Origin of the sequence: Arachidicoccus rhizosphaerae (assembly GCF_900107765.1) — a bacterium.
Classification (GTDB): domain Bacteria; phylum Bacteroidota; class Bacteroidia; order Chitinophagales; family Chitinophagaceae; genus Arachidicoccus; species Arachidicoccus rhizosphaerae.
Genome location: NZ_FNQY01000009.1, coordinates 72,567 through 94,657 on the forward strand (window position 1 = coordinate 72,567; position 22,091 = coordinate 94,657).

Below are 22,091 nucleotides of genomic sequence, written 5' to 3' on the forward strand. Positions count from 1 at the left end.
ATTCCTTTATGTGGTTGTTAGAAATTGCTCATATTTTTCGGGCCGAGACTGGTTTTAGAAGTTGGCTGACAGATGTGAAAATAGTTTTTTAGAATGGCCTTACCTTTTATTCTGATTTAATAGATTCTACCGGATTCGCTCTGGCTGTTTTAAGAGCCTGTAATCCTACCGTCAGTAATGCGATGAGCATGGCACCTACACCTGCCGCTAAAAATGCCCGCCAGCTAATATCTATCTTATATGCATATTGGGATAACCATCGGTTCATCAGATACCAGGAAACAGGGGTCGCGATTATAAAGGCAATCAGTACCTGATATATAAATTCTTTTGATAGAAGTATCAATATTGCTGACACTCTGGCGCCGAGGACTTTTCGAATGCCAATTTCCTTTTTACGTCTTGAAACGGAATGCAATATTAAGCCCAGTAAGCCCAGGCCGGATATAAAAATAGCTAAAAAAGAAAAACATCCGGAAATTTTACTCAATGTGTTTTCGTTCTGATATAATTTATTATAGTCATCTTGGATGAAGGCGTAATTAAATGGTAGCCCCGGGTTTACTTCCTTGTGAAGTTGTTTTAAATCTGCCATAACCTTGGTTGTCATTCCTGCCTCTATACGAATTAATGTATGCCCGTAATCCAAATTGGACCAATGTAAAATCAATGGCTTAATGGCATCATGTAAGGAAGCAAAATGGAAGTCTTTAATGACGCCAATGATTTCTCCTTTTTGGCGCCCTGAGGTAATGAGCTGCCCAATTGGATCCTTCAGCCCCATGGCGTGCTGCGCTGATTCATTAATTATGAATCCGGTGGTATCAGCTGCTCTCCCGGGGATGTAGTCGCGTCCTGCAATAAGATGAAGGCCCATTGTCTGGATGAAATCATATCCAACATAAGACTGTGTAAAAGACGTGATCTGGTTTACATCTTTTCCCGGCCATAGGACCGCGGTGGTCCAACTGCCAATGTTTGTCGGGCTTTCTTGTATGGTTGATAATGACCTAACTCCCGGAATGGCTCTCGCTTTTTGCTTAAAATAGGTGTATTTTTTGGCCATATTTCCCTGAAGATGAATATCCAGTAAATCTTTTTTGTTATAGCCTAAGGCGGTCTCTTGCATATAATCCAGTTGCTGGTCGACAATAACGGTAGCAACAATGAGTGCAATGGCGATAGTAAATTGAAATACCACTAAGCCCTTTCTGAAAATATTCGCCTTAGGTACGCCCATATTACCCTTTAGAACCAGCGCCGGTTTAAAAGAGGATATGAGTATGGCTGGGTATAATCCGGCTGCGATCCCTATAACAAGTGCCAACGTCAGGACTTTCAACCAAAATTGTATATCTCCGAAGGGAAATAGTATTTGTTTGCCTACAAAAGTATTAAAGGAAGGTAATAAGCAATTTACAACCAACAGCGCCATTATAAGGGAGATAAAAACCAAAAGCATGGATTCCGCCATAAACTGCATGATCAAATGGAGCCGTGAAGCCCCTGCCACTTTACGCACTCCGACTTCTTTCGCTCTTTTCGTCGCTTGTGCCGTTGACAGGTTAATAAAGTTTACACAGGCAATTGCGATAATAAAAATAGCAATTATACTAAATAGGCGAACCAATTCAATCCGTCCACCGGCCAATTGCCCGTTATCAAATTGGTCCTGAAGATAGCTGTTTTTGAAAAGCTGCATGCCGAGTTCTGTATGATGTTGCTCTGAATGCTCGGTGTATTTATAAAGAAAATGATCTAGCTTTTTTGCCACTTGTTGTGGATCCGCATTTTCTTTCAACATGATCAGCGTATTGGGACCAGTATTGCTCCACACTTGAGTATAAGGGGATTCTTCCAGGAAAACTGACCAGTTAACCATACAATCATATTTTGCGGATGCACTGCTCGGTAGATCTTTGAAAATTCCCGTTACCTGCAACTCCTTGCCGTCCTCAGTTTGAATTGACTTTCCAAAAGCTGTCTCTGCACTACCAAACATACCTTTAGCCATTGTCTCAGAAATACATAGGCTTTGTGGAGATGCTAATGCGTTGGCCTTATTGCCCATGATAAAGGGATAATTCATCATTTTAAAGTAGTCTGAATCTGCATAGTAGGTGTCATAAATCAGACTTTTGTCACCTGCTTTATATAGTACTTTGTCAGGTGTATCTTTTAACCAAGAGACATTGGCGGCATATTGAATCTCTGGAATCTCTTTTTTGAGTGCTGCGCCAAGTATGCCTGGTGTTGAATACTCTCCATTTCTTTGTCCGCCAACATATGAACTTTCGTAGATGATGTAAACGCGGTTGTTATCCACCGTATTATGATCAGTTTGTCGTTCATTTCTGATCCATAAGAAAATGAACAAGCTAAATGTAATGCCTAGGACTAATCCGAGCATATTGATAATGGTATCAGCTTTGCGGCCGAAAGCGCTTCGTGTAGCAATTTTTAAGGAATGAAACATGATTTTGAGTTATCGCTTGGAGGCGGGTCTTGAAATCGTTTACTAAATTAATTTATTAGTGAAAAAATCTGTGTTGGCTATTCAGAGTGTAGGCTTTCTACAGGATTTACCTTTGCCGCCTTTAGAGCATGGAAGAAGATGGTTGTAGCGGCAATAATGACAGTTAATAAAATCGCACTTCCATAAAGCCACCAGCGAACGGTTATTCTGTATGGGTATTGCTGGAGCCAATTGTGGGTAAACAATAACGCCACCGGAATACTGATCAAACCGGCCAGGAAGACCAATTTCAGGAAACTGCCCGATAGCATCCTTAGGATCGAAAACACGGACGCTCCAAGTATTTTTCGAATGCCAATTTCCTTGGTTCGCTGTTCTGCCATAAAAGCAGTCAAGCCGAAAAGGCCCAGGCATGAAATAAAAATAGATAAGCCCCCAAAGAGCATAGACAAGTTTCCCTTGATCGTTTGTGCCTGGAATAGTTCATCAAACTCCTCATCTAAGAAATGGTATTCAAAGGGATAGTCAGGAGAGGCTGAGCTAAATATCGTTTTTATCTGACCCAGAGCAGCTGGTATATTAGTCTCTTTTCGTAGTCGGATGTACAATGATTTTCCCGTTTCACCATTCTCGTCGTCAATCAGAACCATCGGCCCAGGTTGAAGAGCGTGAATATCATCGTGGACAAAATCCTTGCAAATGCCTACAATCCTGTATTTGTCATTTGTCGGTTCAGTTCCCCATTGAATAAGTGACCCAATCTTTCCCTCTTTTCCCATCTGTCTAGCCATGGCTTCGTTTATAATTACTGCTGTGGAGTCTGTTTTGCTTGGCTGAAATTGGGTTCCCGATACAACAGGGATGTTTAATGTGCGCAGAAAATCCGCACTTGCAAAGTTAACAGCAATGGTTGTTTTAACTGATTCCGGGCGCCCTTTCCAGTACAGATTTGTTGTAGTCCTGGTAGTTGAATATGGTGTTGATGTACACATGCTTACATTTTCCACGTCATTTATGGCTAATAAGCTTTGTCTTACATGGGGGTATTTTTTTTCGATGTCCTCTGCATGAGGAATAGATAATACTTGGTCTTGATTAAACCCTAAAGAACGATTCTTTGTGAATTGGATCTGCCGGTATATGACGAAAGTGGCTATTATAAGAATAATAGACAACGAAAATTGAAATACTACCAAAGTTTTGCGCAAAAGACCTGCTGACCCAGCGCCATTTATCTTTTGTTTCCTTAAATTATTGATGGGCAAAAAACCAGATAGGAAAAGCGCCGGATAGCTTCCGGCAATCAGACCGCAAAAAAGGCATATACCAACAATAAAAAATAGATGTGCCGGCTCAAATAATTGCATGAGCAGAGGAACGCCTATGAGCTGACTGAATGAAGGCAGTGCTAACCGGACAATTACCAGCGCAAACAGGACCGAAATAGTGGCATACACAATTGCTTCTCCCATGAATTGAAAGATAAGGATCCTACGTTTAGCACCAAGCACCTTTCTTATTCCAACTTCTTTCGCTCTTTGGGTAGCTCTCGCAGTTGACAAATTCATGAAATTGATACAGGCGATCAAAAGAATGGCCAGTGCGATACATGAGAACAACCTGACCATCGTAATTTTTCCAGCGCCAGAAGGTTGTCCCATGCTATTAAACTCTCCATACAAGTGCATATCCTTAAACGGATACAATGAGAAGAAATTCTGATCCTGCTTGCCTTTCAATGCTTTTCTGAGTTCTTTATTAATTTTAAGGACGTTGGCATTAGGTGCAATACTGACAAAGGTTCTAGGGCTACTGTTCCCCCAATCTTTAAGCCAACTAAAACGCGGTTCATTAAGATCAAAAGGCAACAATATATCAAAGTCAAAATCCATGTTATCCGGAAGCGATTCAATAACTGCCTGTACTGTATAAGATGTTTCATTATCCAATTTCAATGATTGGCCTATTGGGTTCCCTTCCCCAAAAAAAGCTTTAGCTACCTTTTCTGTAACTACAATTTTATCAGGGTGGCTAAAAATATTTTTTAGTGTTCCTTTGAGAAGATGGAAGTTAAAGATGGAAAAGAAATCCTGATTCGTCGCCTTTCCGTCGAAATATAGATGCTTGTTTCCATCGCTAACCAACAGTCCCCCTCTCGTAGCAACTGGCGCTGCAAATGTGATCTCAGGGATCTTATTTTTTATTTCCTCGGCTAGGGGACCTGGACCAACGGATGTAGTTTTAATTTCGCCATTTTGTGGGATATGGCGTTCAACCTGATAAATCTGCGAAAGATTATTAAATTGCTTATTCCAGGAAAATTGAGATTCAACCCAGAGTAGAATCAACATAGCAGCAGCAATTCCAATAGCTAGACCGGATATATTCAAGAAACTGAAGACTTTATTTCGCTTAATGTTTGTGAATACGCTTTTAATAAAATACTTCCACATAATTATAGAGAATGATAATTGAACATGGATTTCAACCATTATGCCAGTCTCATATTGCATTGATAACCAGTCATAAATATTTTTTTCGAATTTCTAGATTTGTTCGTTTCCGAACAGGGTTGTGTTATTATCGCACATTATGTCTCGTCCTAATATAGCTATACAGGTGAATAGATAAATCCTGAAAATGTTATACAACCGACTTTTTTCATCCTAAAAACACTTTACAGGAAAAATTTTATGTTAAAGAAGTATTATAAAGATACATTTTTTATTTAGTGCCCCCCTAAAATAGTTTTAATTTGATTACGCTTCGCTTCATCTCATTAAAACCATTTTAGGTGCCGGGCACTTTTTAAGTATGTGATTCCGTAAATTATATGTCTTCTTTTGGGAGCTGACTGCTTTAAATACTGGCTTTATATCTTGGGTAGTTCTTCCATTTTCTTTTTAAAAGAACTCCTTGCTCGTGAGCCTGGTCTGGAGTCATATAATCACAGCTGCTATGCGGTCTAAAATAGTTATACGCGGATATGCTTTCCTTGATGTGCTTATATGTTTGTTCAAAACCAAAGCTGGATGAATGCAGATTAAATTCTTCTTTAATAATACCGTTAACCCTTTCTGCCAGCGCATTTTCAAGAGGATCTCCCGACTGCGTCATACTTATAGCTATGTTTGAATTTTGCAGTAATTCTACATATTCTTTACAGCAATATTGAGACCCTCTATCTGAATGATGAATAAGACGATCTTCGTAACAGCGATTGGCTAACGCCATTTTAAGCGCATTTACACAGCCTTGGGCTGACAGGTCACCCCGAAAACAAAAACCCATAATTTTACGGGAGTAAGCATCTGTCACCAAACTCAAATAACTCCAGCTACTACCAATTCTAATATAGGTTATGTCACTTACCCAAACCTGTTCAGGGCGTGTAACAGTTAAACCTTCTATCAGGTTCGCATATTTATGCATCCAATGTCGGGAATCAGTAGTAACTGCTTTTCTTTTATACTGTCTGATCAGCATTTTATGGCTGCGCAATAGCGCAAATAAGTAATCTCTGCCAATATGAAACTCATGATGTCCTAGCTTGTTCTGTAACAAGTAATGTAATTTACGAACACCCACACGTGGCAGTCTTTTTCGTATTTCTTGTATGCATTGCAGTATAAGATCCTCTTTTAAATTGTTGTCCTGCTCCCGCCATAGATGATCATAATAGGCATGCCGGGTTTTGCCAAACAGTCGGCACAGAGCTTCCTTACTGATATCTGGATAGTCCTGCTTCATTTTTTCGACCGCTTGGCACCAGCTTTTTTTCTGATTGGAATTTTAAATTGTTCTTCAGCTACATCTATAAGAGTATTGAGTGCCTTAATCTTGAGCTCAGCCTCTTCCAGGGCTTTCTTTAACGCTGCTGCATCTTCCAGAGATATGGGCTCTGCTCTTGTTTCATTCTTTGCCATACTCATTGTTATTTCACTAAGTTCGGCCTTTTCTCGTTTAGCAGCCTCTAAATATCTTCTTACAGCTTGAACATTGGGCAATCCATAGGCTGATTGAGCCTCTTTAATGCTCATACCTCTCTCCAATACTGCTCTTACAAGTGATCGCCGCTGAGAAGCACTCAAAGGCTCTATGCCTTCCAAATAACCAGGACTGGCATAATCTCTGACCCAGCCACTTAACGTACTTGCCGACAACTCATATCGATCAATAATCTCTTTTCGGGTTGCTCCTCGTTCAATAGATTTAACAATATCCATGATTTTTTGCTGACTAAACCTTGGACGTTTTCCATCTTTTTGCTCAATTCCCAAATTTTCTGCCATATACACTAATTTTTTAGTGTATAGTTATATTAGGACGGGTCATTATGTCTTGTCCTAATTCCAGGGATTGCTACTAATTCTTTGAGATAGCCGTTGTGGCTTGCATTGCTGTTTATTGGTAGTAAACGCCCTTACTTGATGCGGCAAGGATAATCAGCGTATCGATCAATAATGTCCGCCGCAATAGGCATAATAAACTATCCTCAATGTTAGTAGCGTCACTTAAGGTCTAAAGATAGCTGTTTTTGTACGGCTCACTCAAAACAATAATAACAATAGCAAAAAATAAAATCAAAAATTTTATACCGCGCAGTATGGCTGATACAAGTGCTCTTGTCCATAACCATACTATGGGCCGGCTATACTAAATTAGGCACGCCGAAAATCCACTTGGCTAAAATGTTACCATGGAACGCGGAACACCCCAGCCTGGTGGTCATCACCGGCGTTCCGGACCTCATGTGAGAAATCAGAATTATCGTGCCTTCTTTATTTAAAAACGGCGCCAAATTATCACTTTATGTCGCTTTATCGGTAGCTTTACTGATGATTTCAGCCACGGTGTTCCATATCCTAAGAGATGAGATCGGCGAAATTGGCATTAATATCGTTATACTTTTATTGACAGTAGTTGTAATTTATGCAAGATTCCAAAGAGATTCTTCAACATAAGGGCGGGGAATCCGGGCTGGGCGTGAGGATTAGTTCTGATGATAATCATCATCTTACGGAAAAAGAGTATCAGCTACTTTTACGTCCGCACCGGATGCGGTTCTTTTTTTTAGTTTTTGTACAGACCGGATCTTTGACCTACACAGTGGATATGAATAAAATGGACGTTTCAGATAATCAGTTGCTTTTCGTGTTGCCTAACCAGATCTTTACGCCTCCGGCCAGTGCCCCAAGTGATAGCCGCTATTTTAAAATGGGTTTCGATGAAAAGACGCTGGCGCTTTTACCAGAGACCTTTGCCTTTCTGATGACGCCGGATGCAGGCCAGAAAGTGCAGTTTGACCCGGAGCAAGGCACTCGGCTGGTCACGATATTCCAGACACTGAATAAACTACTTTATAGTACTGCTCAGGTAGCCCCTGAAATTATTCTGGCACATTTAAACGTCTTACTGACCGAAATAAACTGTACCTATGCGACCAGCCGTCCCAATTTGCGAGCCGGGAATGCCAAATGGTCAAAGTACATCGCGTTTAAGCTGGCGGTAGAAAACAATTTGTCGGCTGAAAACTCCGTTCAAGAGGTTGCGCAACAGTTAGCCGTGAGTACTAATCGTCTGTATGGCATTGTAAAAGGGTTTTCCGGCCTGTCACCCAAAGAATTTATGATTCACCGGCTGATGACGGAAGCCGGAAGACGACTGCGATATTCAGGGACTTCTGTCAAAGAAGTTGCTTATGAATTGGGTTTTAATGACCCCGATTACTTTTCCAGGCTTTTTAAGAAAAATACAGGCAGGAGCATCAGCGAATTTTTATCGGAAAAATAGAATTTGTCCTGCTTTTCAAAAGATTTGTCCGGGAGGAAGCCTGGTAAGTCGTTTATTTTTGCTGTATCAGAAAAAACAAAGATGATGAAAACAGCACTAATTACCGGAGCCAATAAAGGTATCGGCTTTGAAACGGCAAAACAATTGTTACAGGCAGGCTATTATGTTTTTTTGGGCAGTCGAAATGAGCATCTTGGCAGCCAGGCCGTCGAAAAGTTAAAGCGTCTGGGACTAGATCAAGTGGAGATGATTCTAATTGATGTAACCAGCGAAGCATCTGTAAAGGCGGCACGCCAAAAACTGGGGGAGAAGACGGCCAGTCTGGACGCTTTGATTAATAATTCGGGCATCAGCGGCGGCATGCCGCAGTCTGCTTTGCAAGCGGGTATCGAGCAATTTAAGGCTGCTTATGAAGTGAACGTATATGGAGTAGTGCGTGTGACACAGGCCTTTTTTGATTTATTGCAAAAATCGCAACAGCCGCGCATCGTCAATGTCAGTTCGAGCCAGGGCTCTTTGACGCTGCATTCTGATCCCAACTATAAATACTATGATTTCAAAGGCTCGATATATCTTTCCTCCAAAGCGGCCCTGAACATGTACACGATCAACCTGGCTTATGAACTAAGAGAAACGCCCTTTAAAGTAAATGCGGTGAGTCCCGGCTTCACTAAAACCGATTTTAACCATAACAGAGGTACAGGAACACTAGAAGCGGCTGGCCGTCGGATCACCAAATATGTTTTGATTGACCACAACGGTCCTTCCGGAAAATTCTTTTGTGAAGAAACCAACCCCGATGGAGGTGAAATTCCGTGGTAGAATCACGGATCAATGAGAAGAATTTCATTTTCGGTTAACCAATCAGAAATATGACAACTTGGAGTCACAATTTGTGACCTCAAGCCACCTGCAACTCCTCTGAATAGCCTTTACTTCTTTTTGTTCTTCATCCAGATAGTTAACCAATAAACAATCGCGAAACTGCTTGTTCATAGATGCTGCCTCTTCACGGAATTACCGTAAATAAGGACGGCTTATGAGCGGCGAAAACGGCTAGGGAATTGAAAATAGTATAATTAAAAGGGGGATTAGGTACCAATGGCTATTGTTTTGAATTGTACGCTATCCGCTTCCTGTCGTTTGGCCTTGGTCAATCCAATCGCGATAATCGTAACGGCGATCAGTATCATTGAGCTGTGTTCAATCCCAAATGAACTGGTCGCAATTTGCGACCAGTTCAGGCCATTTCAAAGACTTTAGGATCTGTTTTCTTTTGCAAGCTTAAAAGGCCATCACAGGTTCTATAGGCCAGTTCCGGAATCTCTTCTACTTCAAATATCCTTTTGATTAAAGCTTCACAACGGGGTGTAACCTTATTAGCAGATTTTATTTTTATATTATCTCTTGACGTAATTTGCCTGATTTAGTAAAAACATTGTTACGAACTCTTGACCATGTTTTGCTTATTTTATGTTTTCTGACCTTTGCATACCGCTGGGTGGTCCTAATTGATTTATGTCCGAGCATTTTGCTCACTTCCTCTAATGAGAACTCAAAGATGTTGAGCATCATGTCTGCAAAGGTATGTCGGGCAAGATGCGTATTTAGGTCTCTGTTAATTCCGGCGATTGCAGCCAGCTCTTTCAGGTAGCCATTGTATCTGGCATTGCTGTTTATTGGCAGTAAAAGCCCGTCGTTGACTCTGCAAGGGTGGTTGGCGTATTTGTCAATGATTTCAGCTGCAATGGGCATGATTGGTACTATTTCCGAAACTCCGGTTTTCCCTCTTTCTTTGCTTAGCCAGAGTTCGCCTTTTAGCCCGACTTTAATTATATTGTCTCCGGTAAGTCCGTAGACATCCTGGAAGGCAAATCCGGTGAAGCACTGGAATATAAATGCATCCCTGACTTCTGCCAGACGTTGAATAGATATATTCTTTTCCCACAAGGTTTTTACTTCATGGAATTCTAATGGGGGTACATCAGTATCATCGCCTCCGCAACGAAATTTTTGAATGGGGTTTTTGTCAATATAGTTGTGAGTCTCAGCAAAAGAAAGTATCTGCTTGGTGTTTTTGATTTGCTTTTTTGCGGATGCTTCACTTAGGATGGGGTTCCTGTCAATCGTCAGGTAGTTATAGAATTTTGTGGCAAAGGAATAGTCAATCTCATCTATTCTTAGATGGATGTCCCGGTAGACCTCTTTGATAAAAGCTGCAATTTTTTTTCTGGTCGCCTTCCATTGTTTCAATGTTTCGTTGGACCTAAGGTTTTTATTAACCATTTTTTCCAATGAATTGATGTTCATATCGGCTACTTGCAAAAGAGTTGGTGTTTCCTTTATTTCCGGCTTTGGGGCTCCTTTTTTTTGCATGGCAGGGAGGCCGTTATATACGTTTTTAAGCATGAGGGGTGTTACCTCATCGTATTCTAATTGCAGTAGAGTAAAATGCCGCTCTAAATCCGTTGTTATTTGGTTTAGCCTTAGGTTCGTTCTTTTGCTGTCGGGGAATCCTTTTGCTTTTTTTGTTGCGCTGTCCCATTCGTCTAAATGGGCTTTACTTCCGGTAGCTAGCTCTTCCTCTTTGCCGTCGATACTCATTCTGCAGTAAATAGGAGCATAGCCGTTTGCGGTCGCTTTTGATTTGCGCTGCCATAATAAGAGCGTCAATTTTTGATTACTTTTCATCGTTTCAATTTTTAAATGAACATTTAACTGCTCTTTAAATCGTATCGCAAACCACTTTCTAAAAGATACTGGTGCCCTAAATTTAGGGCTTCTGATAGGGCACCAGTTTGGGCACCAGTCAGATTGATTAGAATTGATGAAAAATGACCTATTTATTTATAAAATACGCTGTATTTGCGCTATAATAATGCAAAAAGGCGCTATTATTAGCGCCTTCTGTGATCCCGCTGGGACTCGAACCCAGGGCCCATACATTAAAAGTGTATTGCTCTACCAACTGAGCTACGGAATCTTACCTTTTTCCCCTTCTAAGTTTCTGTGTTTCAGTAACCTTGTTGGGTTAATTGGAGTGCAAAAATAAAAGAAAATTTTATACTAGCAAACTTTTTATGGAAAAAAATAAAAAAAAATTCTTTAGTTATTCTTCTTCTTCCGGACATCCACATCTGCAAAATCTATTATAGAGTTTTTCATAAATTGGAATGATATTATTGATATTGAAAGTCAATGCATGTTGATAAGCATCTTCCTTAAATTGTTCAAGTAATTGATCATCTTTAAATAAGAGTATGGCTTTCTCAGCAGCTGTATCAATATCACCTACATTAAATAAAAATCCGGTTTTTGCATCTATATTTACTTCAGGTAAGCCACCTGCATTGGAACTGAGGACCGGAACATGTGCGGCCATGGCTTCCAAAGCGGCCAGGCCAAAACTCTCATATTCGGAAGGAAGGATAAATAAATCAGATATTGCCAGAATCTCTTCCATCTGTTCCTGTTTACCCATAAAACGGACTTCATTTTCGAGTCCTAATTTATTGATAGCCTCTTCACATACAGGCCTTTCCGGACCGTCGCCGACCATTAAAAGTTTACAGGGAACTTCTTTTTGTGTTGCTGCAAAAATTCTGACAACGTCACAAACTCTTTTGACCTTTCTGAAGTTAGAGGCGTGCACCATAATCTTTTCCCCTTTAGGTGCTACGGCTTTTTTAAAAGCGTCAATGGGTTTTTTATCAAAACGGTTAATGTCTACGAAGTTGTAAATAACCTGAATATCTTTTTTGATATTAAAGTATTTGTAAGTCTCTTCTCTGAGATTATTAGAAACAGCTGTAATGGCATCGCTTTCATTAATGGAAAAGGTGACGACGGGTTCGTAGGTTTTATCCTTGCCCACCAGTGTGATGTCTGTGCCGTGCAAGGTGGTGATAAAAGGAACATCACGGCCCGTTTTTTCTTTTACAATCTGTTTTGCCATATATGCTGCCGACGCATGGGGGATAGCATAATGGACATGTAACAGGTCCAGGTCATATTTGATGATAACATCTACCAACGTACTGGAAAGAGCCAGTTCATAGGGAGGATATTCAAATAAAGGATATTCAGGAACTCTGACCTCGTGATAGAATATATTCGCATTAAATTCATTAAGTCTGACGGGCTGCCTATAAGTAATAAAATGAACAGCGTGCCCTTCCTGAGCCAGCGCTTTGCCTAGCTCTGTTGCCAGTACGCCGCTGCCGCCAAATGTTGGGTAACAAACAATTCCAATACGCATTTTTTTTGTTTAAAGAGTGATATTAAACCAATGCTTATTAATTCATTAGGGAACCGGATCGTATCCACTGCCCCCGTGTGGATGACATCTGGCAATTCGTTTAATCGTGAGCCAACCTCCCTTAAATAGACCATATTTTTTAAATGCCTCTATGCCGTATTGAGAACAGGTAGGGGTAAACCGACAGGTAGCGGGCAAAGTTGGAGATATGACAAGTTGATAAATCCTTATCAATAAAATAAACGGATAGCCTAATATTTTAAGTATTGCTTTAATAATAATTGATTTAGTAGCCAAGAGAAAGAGATAGCCGACATGGCTGCTGATTAGATTCCACTAACTAATCATCAAGGATATGTACTCCTTATGTTCCAATCCCTTGCGCTTCAAATGATAATCAAAGGTAATATACCTTCCTGAAAGAAAGTGTAAAAGATATGTCAGTATTGGTCCTCGACGGTTAAGTTAGTGGAAAAGTAGAAACCGGCTTTTTTAGAGATTTGTAAACCTTAGGAAGGATGGTGCACTTTTTTTTGTACAATGACCATTAAATCATGCAGGATGGCCTCTACCTTTTGATGAATATCTGCCTGCGTAGGTAGCGACTTATCTCCATACAACCAAAATAATGATAATTGAATATGGTATTGATTACATAAATCCAGTAAGGGTGCCTTTTGTAAGCGGTAAGATTCTCTGAGTAACCTTTTGACTCTATTTCTTTTTGTGGCATGTTTAAAAAACTTCTTACTGCAGCTAAAGCCTGCCTGCAGGGGGCGGCTATGCTGACCGGTCGGTTGTGCTAATTGGATCCGATAAAAAAGCCTGATGGGAGAGTGGGTGACAAATTTTCTGGCCTTAAACAGCTCATCAATCTGTTTACGGCTTTTTAATTTCTCCTGTTTACCCAAAGTGTTTTTCATGAAACCAATTTATCGTTTGTTCGGATAGGGGGCATAGTGTAGAGTAAATAGCGCAATTAGACGCTCCTACAAAGATATCCCTATTTGTAATTTGAATTAAATGGCCTACTCTGATTCAATTTTTAAGGACTTATATAGAAAAAGCGCTATAAAAAATTATTTTACAGCGCTTTATTAATATTGTTGCTAGTGATTTATTCTAGCTGCTAAAAGAGAATTGCTCTTAATCGACTATTTTAATTTCCTTTCATCAGAAACCGTTAATTTTTTACGGCCTTTAGCGCGACGTGAAGCCAATACTTTGCGGCCATTGGCGGTAGACATGCGCTCACGGAATCCGTGTACAGATTTACGGCGGCGGTTATGTGGTTGAAATGTACGTTTCATCAGTTCTTTTTTTTAATAATTTGACTATATAGTTACTCTAAAACAAAACAGCGACCATTAACTGCTTTTGTTGTGAAAGGTGGGCAAAAGTAAATCATTTTACCCAAATAGAAAAAATATTCGGACTAATTTCTCAAAAATTACCAACCTATGCTTAACGATCCATTGGAGTTTTGAATATAGAGAATGGTGACGATTTCAGTTTATAGCTATATGGATATATAACTACCTGATTACCATTTTTTACTCTGATATTTGAGTTGACCTCAACACTGCTTCCGGTATTTGCCTGTTGGGTGTTTTCCGGAAAGGAACCACCAGGACTTACAAACCTGAATTTACCCAGACTGGATAAACTGGTGACATCACCGCTACCAGAAGAAATGGAGGATAGAGAGAAGAAAGGTTCGGGACTCTGCAAGTCTTTGAGACTCAGTTTTTCCGTTTTATCTTTCTTTTTATCCTTGTCTTTGTCATCCCGATTGTAGGCGTTTGTGCTGCTGAAAGAGGCAAAAGACATAGCTACCATGGTGCTGAACACCAGCGTAAAAATGACTTTAATATTTAATATCTTTCCTAACATTACCGCAAAGGTACGACCTTTGTTAAAGATTGCAAAAATTATTTTTCTTTTTTACGTTAAGAAATTATGAACAAATGTGGATTTTTTCAATGGTAATTATCAATCAGTTATAACTTATCCAGATATTCACATTTGGGTTTTTTAATGTTGGTTATTTCAATTTCCTGCCCTACATTAGATGTATAGAGTTTTATAGGCTTTAAAAGCCCTTAGACGGTTGAAAATAGTATCATACTTTGAGGTAGATTGATTGTATTTATTTGATTATCAGTGAATATTGAATTTAACATGAACAAGTGTTGTTGAATGTTTTGATAAAATTATTTTAAAAGTACGCAACCCTAAGGATTATGATACATATTGCAGGTTTTAGGGCTGTCCAGAGTAACCACGGGGCATACTTAAGAATGTTGCCGGTTTTAGGTTTGAGCATTCTAATCGCCCTAATTTAGGAACTTTATAAAAGGAGGGGTCTATGCGAGAAGATAATTTCAGAGATGAAGAACAATATTTAGGAGATTGGTTACATAGTTATGAAAAACTTCGTAGTGGAACTGAGCAGATATTTATGGAAGAAGACGCCTTTTTAGCTGTTATTGAATACTTTGATGAATTGGATAAGGTTAAAAAAGCCATGGAAGCCGTAGATATCGCTTTACAATATTATCCCCATTCAACACCATTACTGGTCAAAAAAGCAGATTATCTGATTGTTTATAAGCAGTTAGATGAAGCAATGGACATTCTGGATGAGGCTATTTTGTATGATAACCAGGATGTTAATATATATATTCTTAAGACAGAAGCCTTATTGGCTATGAAAAAGAATATGGAGGCCAAAGAGGTGCTTCAAACTGCTGCGGAATTATTTGAAGGTGAAGAACTGGCCGATTTGCTTTTTGAACTGGCGGATGTTTTTGATGATTATGAGATGTATAATGACGTATTTAATTGCCTGGCTTCTATTTTGGAAATAGATCCAAATAATGAAGAGGCTCTTTATAAAATTTGTTTCTGGACAGATTTTACCAATCGCCATTATGAAGGCATTCAGCTTTATAAACGAATTATTGATGCCTATCCTTATAATGATCTCGCCTGGTTTAACCTAGGTGCAGCCTATCAATGTATTAAGCGTTATGAAAAAGCCCTGGATGCTTATGAATATGCCATAGCCATCAATGATAAATTTGATTACGCCTATCGCAATATGGGAGACGCGCTTATTCATATGCGCCGTTATAAAGAAGCAATAGAGGTGCTTAAAAAAACACTGGAATTATCCAAGCCCGATAGTGTGGTGTATGAGGCAATTGGTTATTGTTATCATCGGCTGCTCAATGGAGAAAATGCTAGGTTTTATTTCAGGAAGGCTATTCATATGAGTCCTACAGAGAGTAAACTCTATTATAAAATAGCGTTAACTTATATGGATGAGATGAAATGGTCGCAGGCCTTAAAATCGCTAGACACAGCCATGGCTTTCAATCAGGATGCTTATGAATATGAGCTGGCAAAAGGTGAATGTCTGATGAATATGGAAGAGTATACTGAAGCCATATTCTCTTTTGGAACGGTTGTTAAACACCGCAGAAAGAGCATTACGGGCTGGTCAAATTTGATAAAATGCATGTACCTGGCAGGAGCCTATGAAGATGCGGAGGAACAGGCGGCCATTGCCTATGAGGTGACCGGAGGCAAGGCAATATTTTTATATTTTACGGCTTTTTCCCAGTATGAACAAGGCAGAGTGGCTGATGCGTTGATTAACCTGGAATCTGCACTGATGTCCTCTCCAAAGCAATTTAAAAAAGTACTTGAACTCAATCCTGCGATTTTACAAAATCACCGGGTTGTTAATTTATTGGCTCAATTTAAAAAGCCCAAGAAGTAAGCAGGACATGAATTTAATCATTTTGAAGGTAGAATTCAATCAATAAGCTTATTTTTGCGCCCAAAGTAAAAACTTTCTTAGATGAATTTTAAATTATCCCAGATCCCTGAGCGAACAATATCACCAAGGACATACGGCCTGACTATGGTAATGGATAAAGGCCTGAGTCTTGAAGAAGCAAAAAATTTTGTAAGTATAGGTAAGCCTTATATTGATATTGTAAAGCTAGGTTTCGGGACTTCAATGGTAACACCGAATCTGAAAGAAAAAATTGATATTTATCGTTCCAATAATATTGCTGTTTATTTTGGAGGTACTTTGTTTGAAGCTTTTTTAATTCGTAATCAGATAGAGGATTATATTGCCATTTGCAAGGATTATGGTATCGAGTATATGGAAGTAAGTGATGGTTCCATTTCTATTCCACACGCTGAAAAATGTGGTTATATTGAAAAACTGACCCAGCACGCAACAATATTGAGCGAAGTGGGCAGTAAAGATGCAACCAATATCATGGCCCCTTACAGATGGATACAACTGATGCAGGATGAACTTTCTGCCGGAGCCTCTTATGTAATTGCAGAAGCCAGAGAAGCGGGCAATGTCGGATTGTACCGCGATAGCGGGGAAGTAAGGCAAGGTCTGGTTAATGAGATACTTACTAAGATTCCAAAAGAAAAAATTATTTGGGAAGCTCCTCAGAAAAATCAGCAGCTTTATTTTCTGGAACTGTGTGGCTGTAATGTTAACTTAGGAAATATTGCTCCTACTGAAATTATTCCTCTGGAGACAATGCGTATAGGCCTTAGAAGTGATACCTTCCATTTATATTTAGATAAGGACCAGCAAAGTGCTTATTAATCTCTTGGTCGTAAGTATTTATAATTAATAAGGCATGAAAAAATACGGAATTATCGGACGTCCGCTCGGTCATTCATTTTCAAAAAAATATTTTGAGGATAAATTTGCTGAAGAAGCATTGTCTGATTGTGTGTTTGAAAATCATGAATTAGAAACGATTGATCAGGTAAAAACGCTTATTTCAGATCCTGATTTGAAGGGTTTTTGTATTACTATTCCCTATAAAAGAGCCATCATCCCTTATCTGACAGAAATGTCAGACGCAGTCCGGGCCATGGATGCCTGCAACTGCGTGCAGATTAAGAAAGGCAAATTGATAGGCTATAATACAGATGTGATTGGTTTTGAACAGTCTTTTGTGCCACAACTAAATAAAAATGATCATTATGCTTTAATTCTCGGCACGGGTGGTGCGGCTTCAGCTGTTTGTTATGTTTTGGAAAAGCTTGGCTTAGCCTATAAGTTTGTTTCAAGGAGCCCTTCCAATGAGCAATTTTCCTATGAGGAAATAAAATCGCCGGAATTATTAAAACAGTATACCGTCATCATTAATTGCAGTCCGGTGGGCACCTATCCTAAGGAAGAGCAGGCTCCGGATATTGCCTATGATTTATTGACGGAACAACACTATTTATACGACCTGGTTTATAATCCACCGCTTACCCGTTTTTTACAAAACGGTCAGGCAAATGGGGCCAGGATTCAAAATGGATACCCTATGCTAGCTATCCAGGCAGAGGCCAATTGGGTAAACTGGAATAAAGAGTAAATACCGCTCGAAAGACAGAATTGCTTCTGGCAGTTCTACGGTATTTGTCAGAAAAAATATATTCTAGCCGTTAACGATTCGTTACGGCTATTTTTTTTGAACTTCATTTTAATTTGCATCTTCAGGTGAACAAACACTCGAAGTAGATATTTGGTGTAAGTACACTTTGTAGAAAAGGAGTTAACTAATAAATATCAAGTATTGCTATGGGACAGACAGCTCGGATTTTTTCAAGTCTTTTTAATATTTATTCAGGGGGCGGCCGGTTGCGAAAAGTAATGCATAATTTATTTTATGTAATGCTGCTCCTTTTATTATTAGGACTGCCACAAGTGAATACTGTACTCGCAAATTCGATTTCAGATAGTTTACCGGCCGGACTACTCGCATCTTGCAAAATATATGTGGCACCCCGAATTGATTACCCTTTAGATATAGATGGGAAATTAAATGATAAAGCCTGGCAAAAAGCGCCCTGGTCAGACTTATTTGAAGATATTGCCGGCCTTTCCATTATCAAAGGAACCCGTAAAGATTCAGTTTCCAGGATTTTGCCTACCCAGGTTAAAATCTGTTGGGATCATCATTATTTATATATCGGCGCAAGGTTAATGGATCCTAATTTGCAGGCAACCCTGCACAAAAGAGATACGATTATTTATCATGATAATGATTTTGAGGTATTTTTCACAACGAGCCCGGAGGTAAACACTTATTATGAATTAGAAGTAAATCAACTTGGGACTTTGCTGGATCTTTTGATGCCTAAGCCTTATAGAAGTGGGGGAAATGCATTGATTCACTGGGATTTAAAAGGACTAAAACTGGCCGTTGCTTTACAGGGATCCTTAAATAATGCCCAGGACAAGGATACCGGCTGGACAGTGGAAATGGCTATTCCTTACACGGGTATTTTACCCTTTGGTGCAAAAAGCCCTAAAGCAGGTGATTATTGGCGAATTAATTTTTCCAGGGTGCAATGGGATGGCCATAATGGAACTTCCGGATGGGAGCGTAATAAAGGGGAAAATGGTGAATTGCTCAGAGAACATAACTGGGTTTGGTCGCCGCAAGGCATTATCGATATGCATGCACCCGATAGATGGGGGTATTTATTTTTTGAAACAGACAGCACTACCAAACCGGAATTACCGCTAGTAGAAATACAAAAGAAAGCGCTTTGGGACATTTACTACCGGCAGCAAATTTACCGGATGCAACATGGAAAATTTGCATTAACTTTAGCAGAGCTTGGAGTCAGTGCAACAGTTGAACTAAGAGATCCTGCTTCTAAAGGTAAGTTTTCTTATTCCTTGCAATTAACAGCGGGAAAGGATTGGTTCAGATTATCACTGCTAAGTCCTGCATCTGGTTTCAGGAGGATACTTAGCCTGGATCAAAATGGCCTTGTAGATGTATCCGTTCAAAGAAAATAGTCTTGGCTGAATATACACTTACTTAAAAAAAAACAATGTAATGGACGACAGAAGAGATTTTCTGAGAAAAGCAATGATGGCATCTGCAGCAATGGCAGCAACGCCTCTATTAGTCGCAGCAAATACGGGTAATAAGGCAGACGGTTTTGTTCGGGCAAATAAGACAAGCCTTGCAAAACGCACACTCAAAAACTGGGTCTGGATTAATCCTGATCCTAAAAAAACAGCTTCAGAAATGGAAGCGACTTACAGCAGTTATGTAAAGGCGGGAATTACCGGTGTCTTTTTTGAACAAGACAGTGAAAAGCATTTTAGAGCCGCCAAAAAGCAGGGCCTGGAAACACACCGCTGGATGTGGACCATGAACCGGGGAGAAAAAGAACTGTTGGCTGCCCATCCTGATTGGTACGCCGTTTCAAGATCGGGTAAAAGTTGTTCAACCGAGCCGCCCTATGTAGATTATTACCGGTGGCTTTGTCCTTCAAAGCAGACGACATTAGCTTATCTTAAAAAGCAGGTTACGGATATTCTGGCACTGGATTATGTAGATGGCATTCATTTAGATTATGTTCGCTATTGTGATGTGATTTTGCCGGTTAATCTATGGAGTCATTATCATTTGGATCAGACAAAGGAATTGCCTGACTATGATTTTTGCTATTGCGATCATTGTAAAGAGGGTTTCAACAAGTGGGCGGGGGAGCAACTGCAGGACATCGAATTTCCTGAGGCCAGTTTGTCCTGGCGGCAGTTTCGTTATAATCAAATCAATCATATTGTCAATCAATTGGCAGACATTGCTCACCAGGTAAATAAAAAAATTACAGCTGCCGTTTTCCCGACCCCCGAAGTCGCCAGACGTAATGTGCGGCAGGACTGGACAAATTGGAATATAGACGGTGTCTGTCCGATGATTTACCACGGTTTTTATAAAGAGAATACCAGATGGATCGGGGACGCAGTCGCCGAAGGAATTCATTTTCTTCATGGAAAAATGCCGCTTTACGCAGGCTTATATTTGCCGGATTTTAAAAGTAGCGGAGATTTAAAAGACGGGATTCGGTATGCTTTGCAAAACGGAGCGGGCGGCGTTTCTTTTTTTGGGAACGTAAAGGACGGTGACCTGGCCTGTCTTCAGGAAATCGCAAAACAGTTCCAGGAAGGTTAAATTCAGGAGCTTGTTAAAAGATCTATCGTCTTTTAGGTGATAAAAAAGGCCTCCTTCAAATACCAGCCATTGGCAGGTATTTGAAGGAGGCCTTTTTGTTAGGTTAATACCATTTTTAACTTTGCCGCGGTTAAGCACGCATATGAGGTGATGATACGCCTCTTGAACTTAATAAGCAGCTGTAATACCCACATAATTCTCCGGAGAAATGGCTCTTAACTCATCTTTTATCTCCTTGGATACTTTCAGGGTGGTAATAAATTTTTGAATGTCCTTTTTGGTAATGGAGGCTTTACCGCGTGTAAGATCCTTTAATGCTTCGTAAGGATTTGGATAATTTTCCCTCCTCAGGATGGTTTGTATGGCTTCTGCCACGACCGCCCAGTTGTTTTCCAAATCAGCCTTGAGCTTAGATTCATTGAGCAATAATTTGCCTAGTCCCTTTTCGATAGAACGAATGGCAATTAACGTATGTGCAACAGGAACGCCCAGGTTGCGCAATACTGTAGAATCCGTCAGGTCTCTTTGCAGACGGCTGATGGGTAGTTTTGCACTTAGATGTTCCAGTAAGGCATTGGCAATACCTAGATTTCCTTCTGCGTTTTCAAAATCAATAGGGTTGACTTTGTGGGGCATCGCGGATGAACCAACTTCTCCTTTTTTGGTTTTTTGTTTAAAATATTCCATGGATACGTAAGTCCAGATATCGCGGCAAAGATCAATGAGGATATTATTAATTCTTTTAATGCCATCAAACTGTGCTGCTAATAAATCGTAATGCTCGATCTGTGTGGTGAACTGCATTCTTTGCAGACCTAAGCGTTCTTCTACAAATTCATTACCCAGTTTAATCCAGTCTTTTTTAGGGAAAGCAACATGGTGGGCATTGAAATTTCCTGTAGCTCCGCCAAATTTAGCCGCATAGGGTACTGCGCTTAACAAATCGATCTGATGGATGATTCTTTCTACAAATACCATCCATTCCTTTCCAAGGGTAGTAGGGGAGGCTGGCTGGCCATGTGTTTTTGCCAGCATCGGTATTGTTTTCCAGTCTGTGGCCATTTGGTGTAGATGCATCTGCAGATTTAATAAAGCTGGAAGATACTGGGATTCAATGGCGTCTTTCCAGCCCAGAGGAATGGCTGTGTTATTGATGTCCTGGGAGGTGAGTCCAAAATGAATCCATTCTTTTAAAGCGCTGATACCCAAAGAGTCCAGAATTTCTTTTAAGAAATATTCTACAGCTTTTACATCATGATTGGTTGTTTTCTCAATCTCTTTAATACGAACGGCATCCTCCAGACTAAACTGATCAGCCGCTTCCAGTAATTTGTTTTTATCCTTAGCGGATAATTTGAAGATTTTCTTGTCTGCCAGGAAAATAAAGTATTGTATTTCTACATACACGCGGTATTTAATAAGGGCATATTCTGAGAAAAATCCTTCAAGTGAACTAACCTGTGGATGATAACGGCCATCTACCGGAGAGATAGCGGTGAGCTGGTGGAGATCCATTCTATTTTGTTTTTGCTAACGTTTGATT

18 protein-coding genes and 1 tRNA gene are annotated in these 22,091 nt (G+C 39.9%); 7 read left to right on the top strand and 12 right to left on the bottom strand.

Annotated elements, in window-relative coordinates; all coding sequences use genetic code 11:
• Positions 1-106: 106 nt before the first annotated feature.
• From BLU80_RS09285 to BLU80_RS09300, 4 genes are all read right to left on the bottom strand, one after another.
• Entirely contained in the window at positions 107-2,476 is a 2,370-nt protein-coding gene (locus tag BLU80_RS09285; protein WP_091397069.1) for an ABC transporter permease, read from the bottom strand.
• Positions 2,477-2,553: 77 nt separating this feature from the next.
• Entirely contained in the window at positions 2,554-4,866 is a 2,313-nt protein-coding gene (locus BLU80_RS09290) for an ABC transporter permease (protein ID WP_170831193.1), read from the bottom strand.
• Between the two features lie 469 nt (positions 4,867-5,335).
• Complete coding sequence (locus tag BLU80_RS09295; protein WP_091397076.1) at positions 5,336-6,226, bottom strand: IS3 family transposase; 891 nt, start codon at positions 6,224-6,226, stop codon at positions 5,336-5,338.
• Positions 6,223-6,768 carry a transposase gene (locus BLU80_RS09300; RefSeq protein WP_091397080.1) on the bottom strand — a complete coding sequence of 182 codons (546 nt, stop codon included), beginning with the start codon at positions 6,766-6,768 and terminating at the stop codon, positions 6,223-6,225. Before BLU80_RS09300 ends, BLU80_RS09295 begins: the two co-directional genes overlap by 4 nt.
• 640 nt (positions 6,769-7,408) lie before the next feature.
• On the opposite strand from BLU80_RS09300, the gene BLU80_RS09305 reads away from it, so the two are divergent.
• Together BLU80_RS09305 and BLU80_RS09310 are read left to right on the top strand one after the other, a co-directional pair.
• Positions 7,409-8,269, top strand: coding sequence for a helix-turn-helix domain-containing protein (locus tag BLU80_RS09305; protein ID WP_091397083.1), 861 nt, complete (start codon positions 7,409-7,411; stop codon positions 8,267-8,269).
• 84 nt (positions 8,270-8,353) lie between these two features.
• Complete coding sequence (locus tag BLU80_RS09310; protein ID WP_091397087.1) at positions 8,354-9,091, top strand: SDR family oxidoreductase; 738 nt, start codon at positions 8,354-8,356, stop codon at positions 9,089-9,091.
• Positions 9,092-9,664: 573 nt separating this feature from the next.
• Here the strand turns inward: BLU80_RS09310 and BLU80_RS09315 are convergent.
• The 7 genes from BLU80_RS09315 to BLU80_RS09345 all read right to left on the bottom strand — a co-directional run bounded on the left by BLU80_RS09315 (position 9,665) and on the right by BLU80_RS09345 (position 14,420).
• Positions 9,665-10,960 (bottom strand): site-specific integrase, encoded by a 1,296-nt coding sequence (locus tag BLU80_RS09315; protein WP_091397090.1) that lies wholly within the window; start codon positions 10,958-10,960, stop codon positions 9,665-9,667.
• Positions 10,961-11,179: 219 nt separating this feature from the next.
• Positions 11,180-11,252, bottom strand: a tRNA-Lys gene (locus tag BLU80_RS09320).
• 126 nt (positions 11,253-11,378) lie between these two features.
• Positions 11,379-12,527 (bottom strand): N-acetyl-alpha-D-glucosaminyl L-malate synthase BshA, encoded by a 1,149-nt coding sequence (gene bshA, locus BLU80_RS09325; protein ID WP_091397094.1) that lies wholly within the window; start codon positions 12,525-12,527, stop codon positions 11,379-11,381.
• A gap of 45 nt (positions 12,528-12,572) precedes the next feature.
• Complete coding sequence (yidD, locus tag BLU80_RS09330) at positions 12,573-12,824, bottom strand: membrane protein insertion efficiency factor YidD (RefSeq protein WP_394331866.1); 252 nt, start codon at positions 12,822-12,824, stop codon at positions 12,573-12,575.
• A gap of 212 nt (positions 12,825-13,036) precedes the next feature.
• Positions 13,037-13,450: a ribonuclease P protein component gene (gene rnpA / locus BLU80_RS09335; protein WP_091397097.1), complete on the bottom strand. Its 414-nt coding sequence runs from the start codon at positions 13,448-13,450 to the stop codon at positions 13,037-13,039.
• A 231-nt stretch (positions 13,451-13,681) separates the two neighbouring features.
• Positions 13,682-13,837: a 50S ribosomal protein L34 gene (gene rpmH, locus BLU80_RS09340; protein ID WP_091397100.1), complete on the bottom strand. Its 156-nt coding sequence runs from the start codon at positions 13,835-13,837 to the stop codon at positions 13,682-13,684.
• 154 nt (positions 13,838-13,991) lie between these two features.
• Entirely contained in the window at positions 13,992-14,420 is a 429-nt protein-coding gene (locus BLU80_RS09345) for a hypothetical protein (RefSeq protein WP_091397103.1), read from the bottom strand.
• Positions 14,421-14,895: 475 nt separating this feature from the next.
• Between BLU80_RS09345 and BLU80_RS09350 the strand changes: the two genes are divergently transcribed.
• The 5 genes from BLU80_RS09350 (at position 14,896) to BLU80_RS09370 (ending at position 20,548) form a co-directional block, all read left to right on the top strand.
• Positions 14,896-16,314 (top strand): tetratricopeptide repeat protein, encoded by a 1,419-nt coding sequence (locus BLU80_RS09350; RefSeq protein ID WP_091397108.1) that lies wholly within the window; start codon positions 14,896-14,898, stop codon positions 16,312-16,314.
• An 81-nt stretch (positions 16,315-16,395) separates the two neighbouring features.
• Positions 16,396-17,175 carry a phosphosulfolactate synthase gene (locus BLU80_RS09355; protein WP_091397111.1) on the top strand — a complete coding sequence of 260 codons (780 nt, stop codon included), beginning with the start codon at positions 16,396-16,398 and terminating at the stop codon, positions 17,173-17,175.
• Positions 17,176-17,209: 34 nt separating this feature from the next.
• Positions 17,210-17,944, top strand: a complete 735-nt coding sequence (locus BLU80_RS09360) for a shikimate dehydrogenase family protein (protein ID WP_091397114.1) — start codon at positions 17,210-17,212, stop codon at positions 17,942-17,944.
• 278 nt (positions 17,945-18,222) lie between these two features.
• On the top strand, positions 18,223-19,380 hold the full coding sequence (locus BLU80_RS09365) for a carbohydrate-binding family 9-like protein (protein ID WP_170831194.1): 1,158 nt from the start codon (positions 18,223-18,225) through the stop codon (positions 19,378-19,380).
• A gap of 40 nt (positions 19,381-19,420) precedes the next feature.
• On the top strand, positions 19,421-20,548 hold the full coding sequence (locus BLU80_RS09370) for a family 10 glycosylhydrolase (RefSeq protein ID WP_091397119.1): 1,128 nt from the start codon (positions 19,421-19,423) through the stop codon (positions 20,546-20,548).
• A gap of 168 nt (positions 20,549-20,716) precedes the next feature.
• Here the strand turns inward: BLU80_RS09370 and purB are convergent, their stop codons facing one another.
• Complete coding sequence (gene purB / locus BLU80_RS09375; protein WP_091397122.1) at positions 20,717-22,063, bottom strand: adenylosuccinate lyase; 1,347 nt, start codon at positions 22,061-22,063, stop codon at positions 20,717-20,719.
• Positions 22,064-22,091 lie beyond the last annotated feature (28 nt).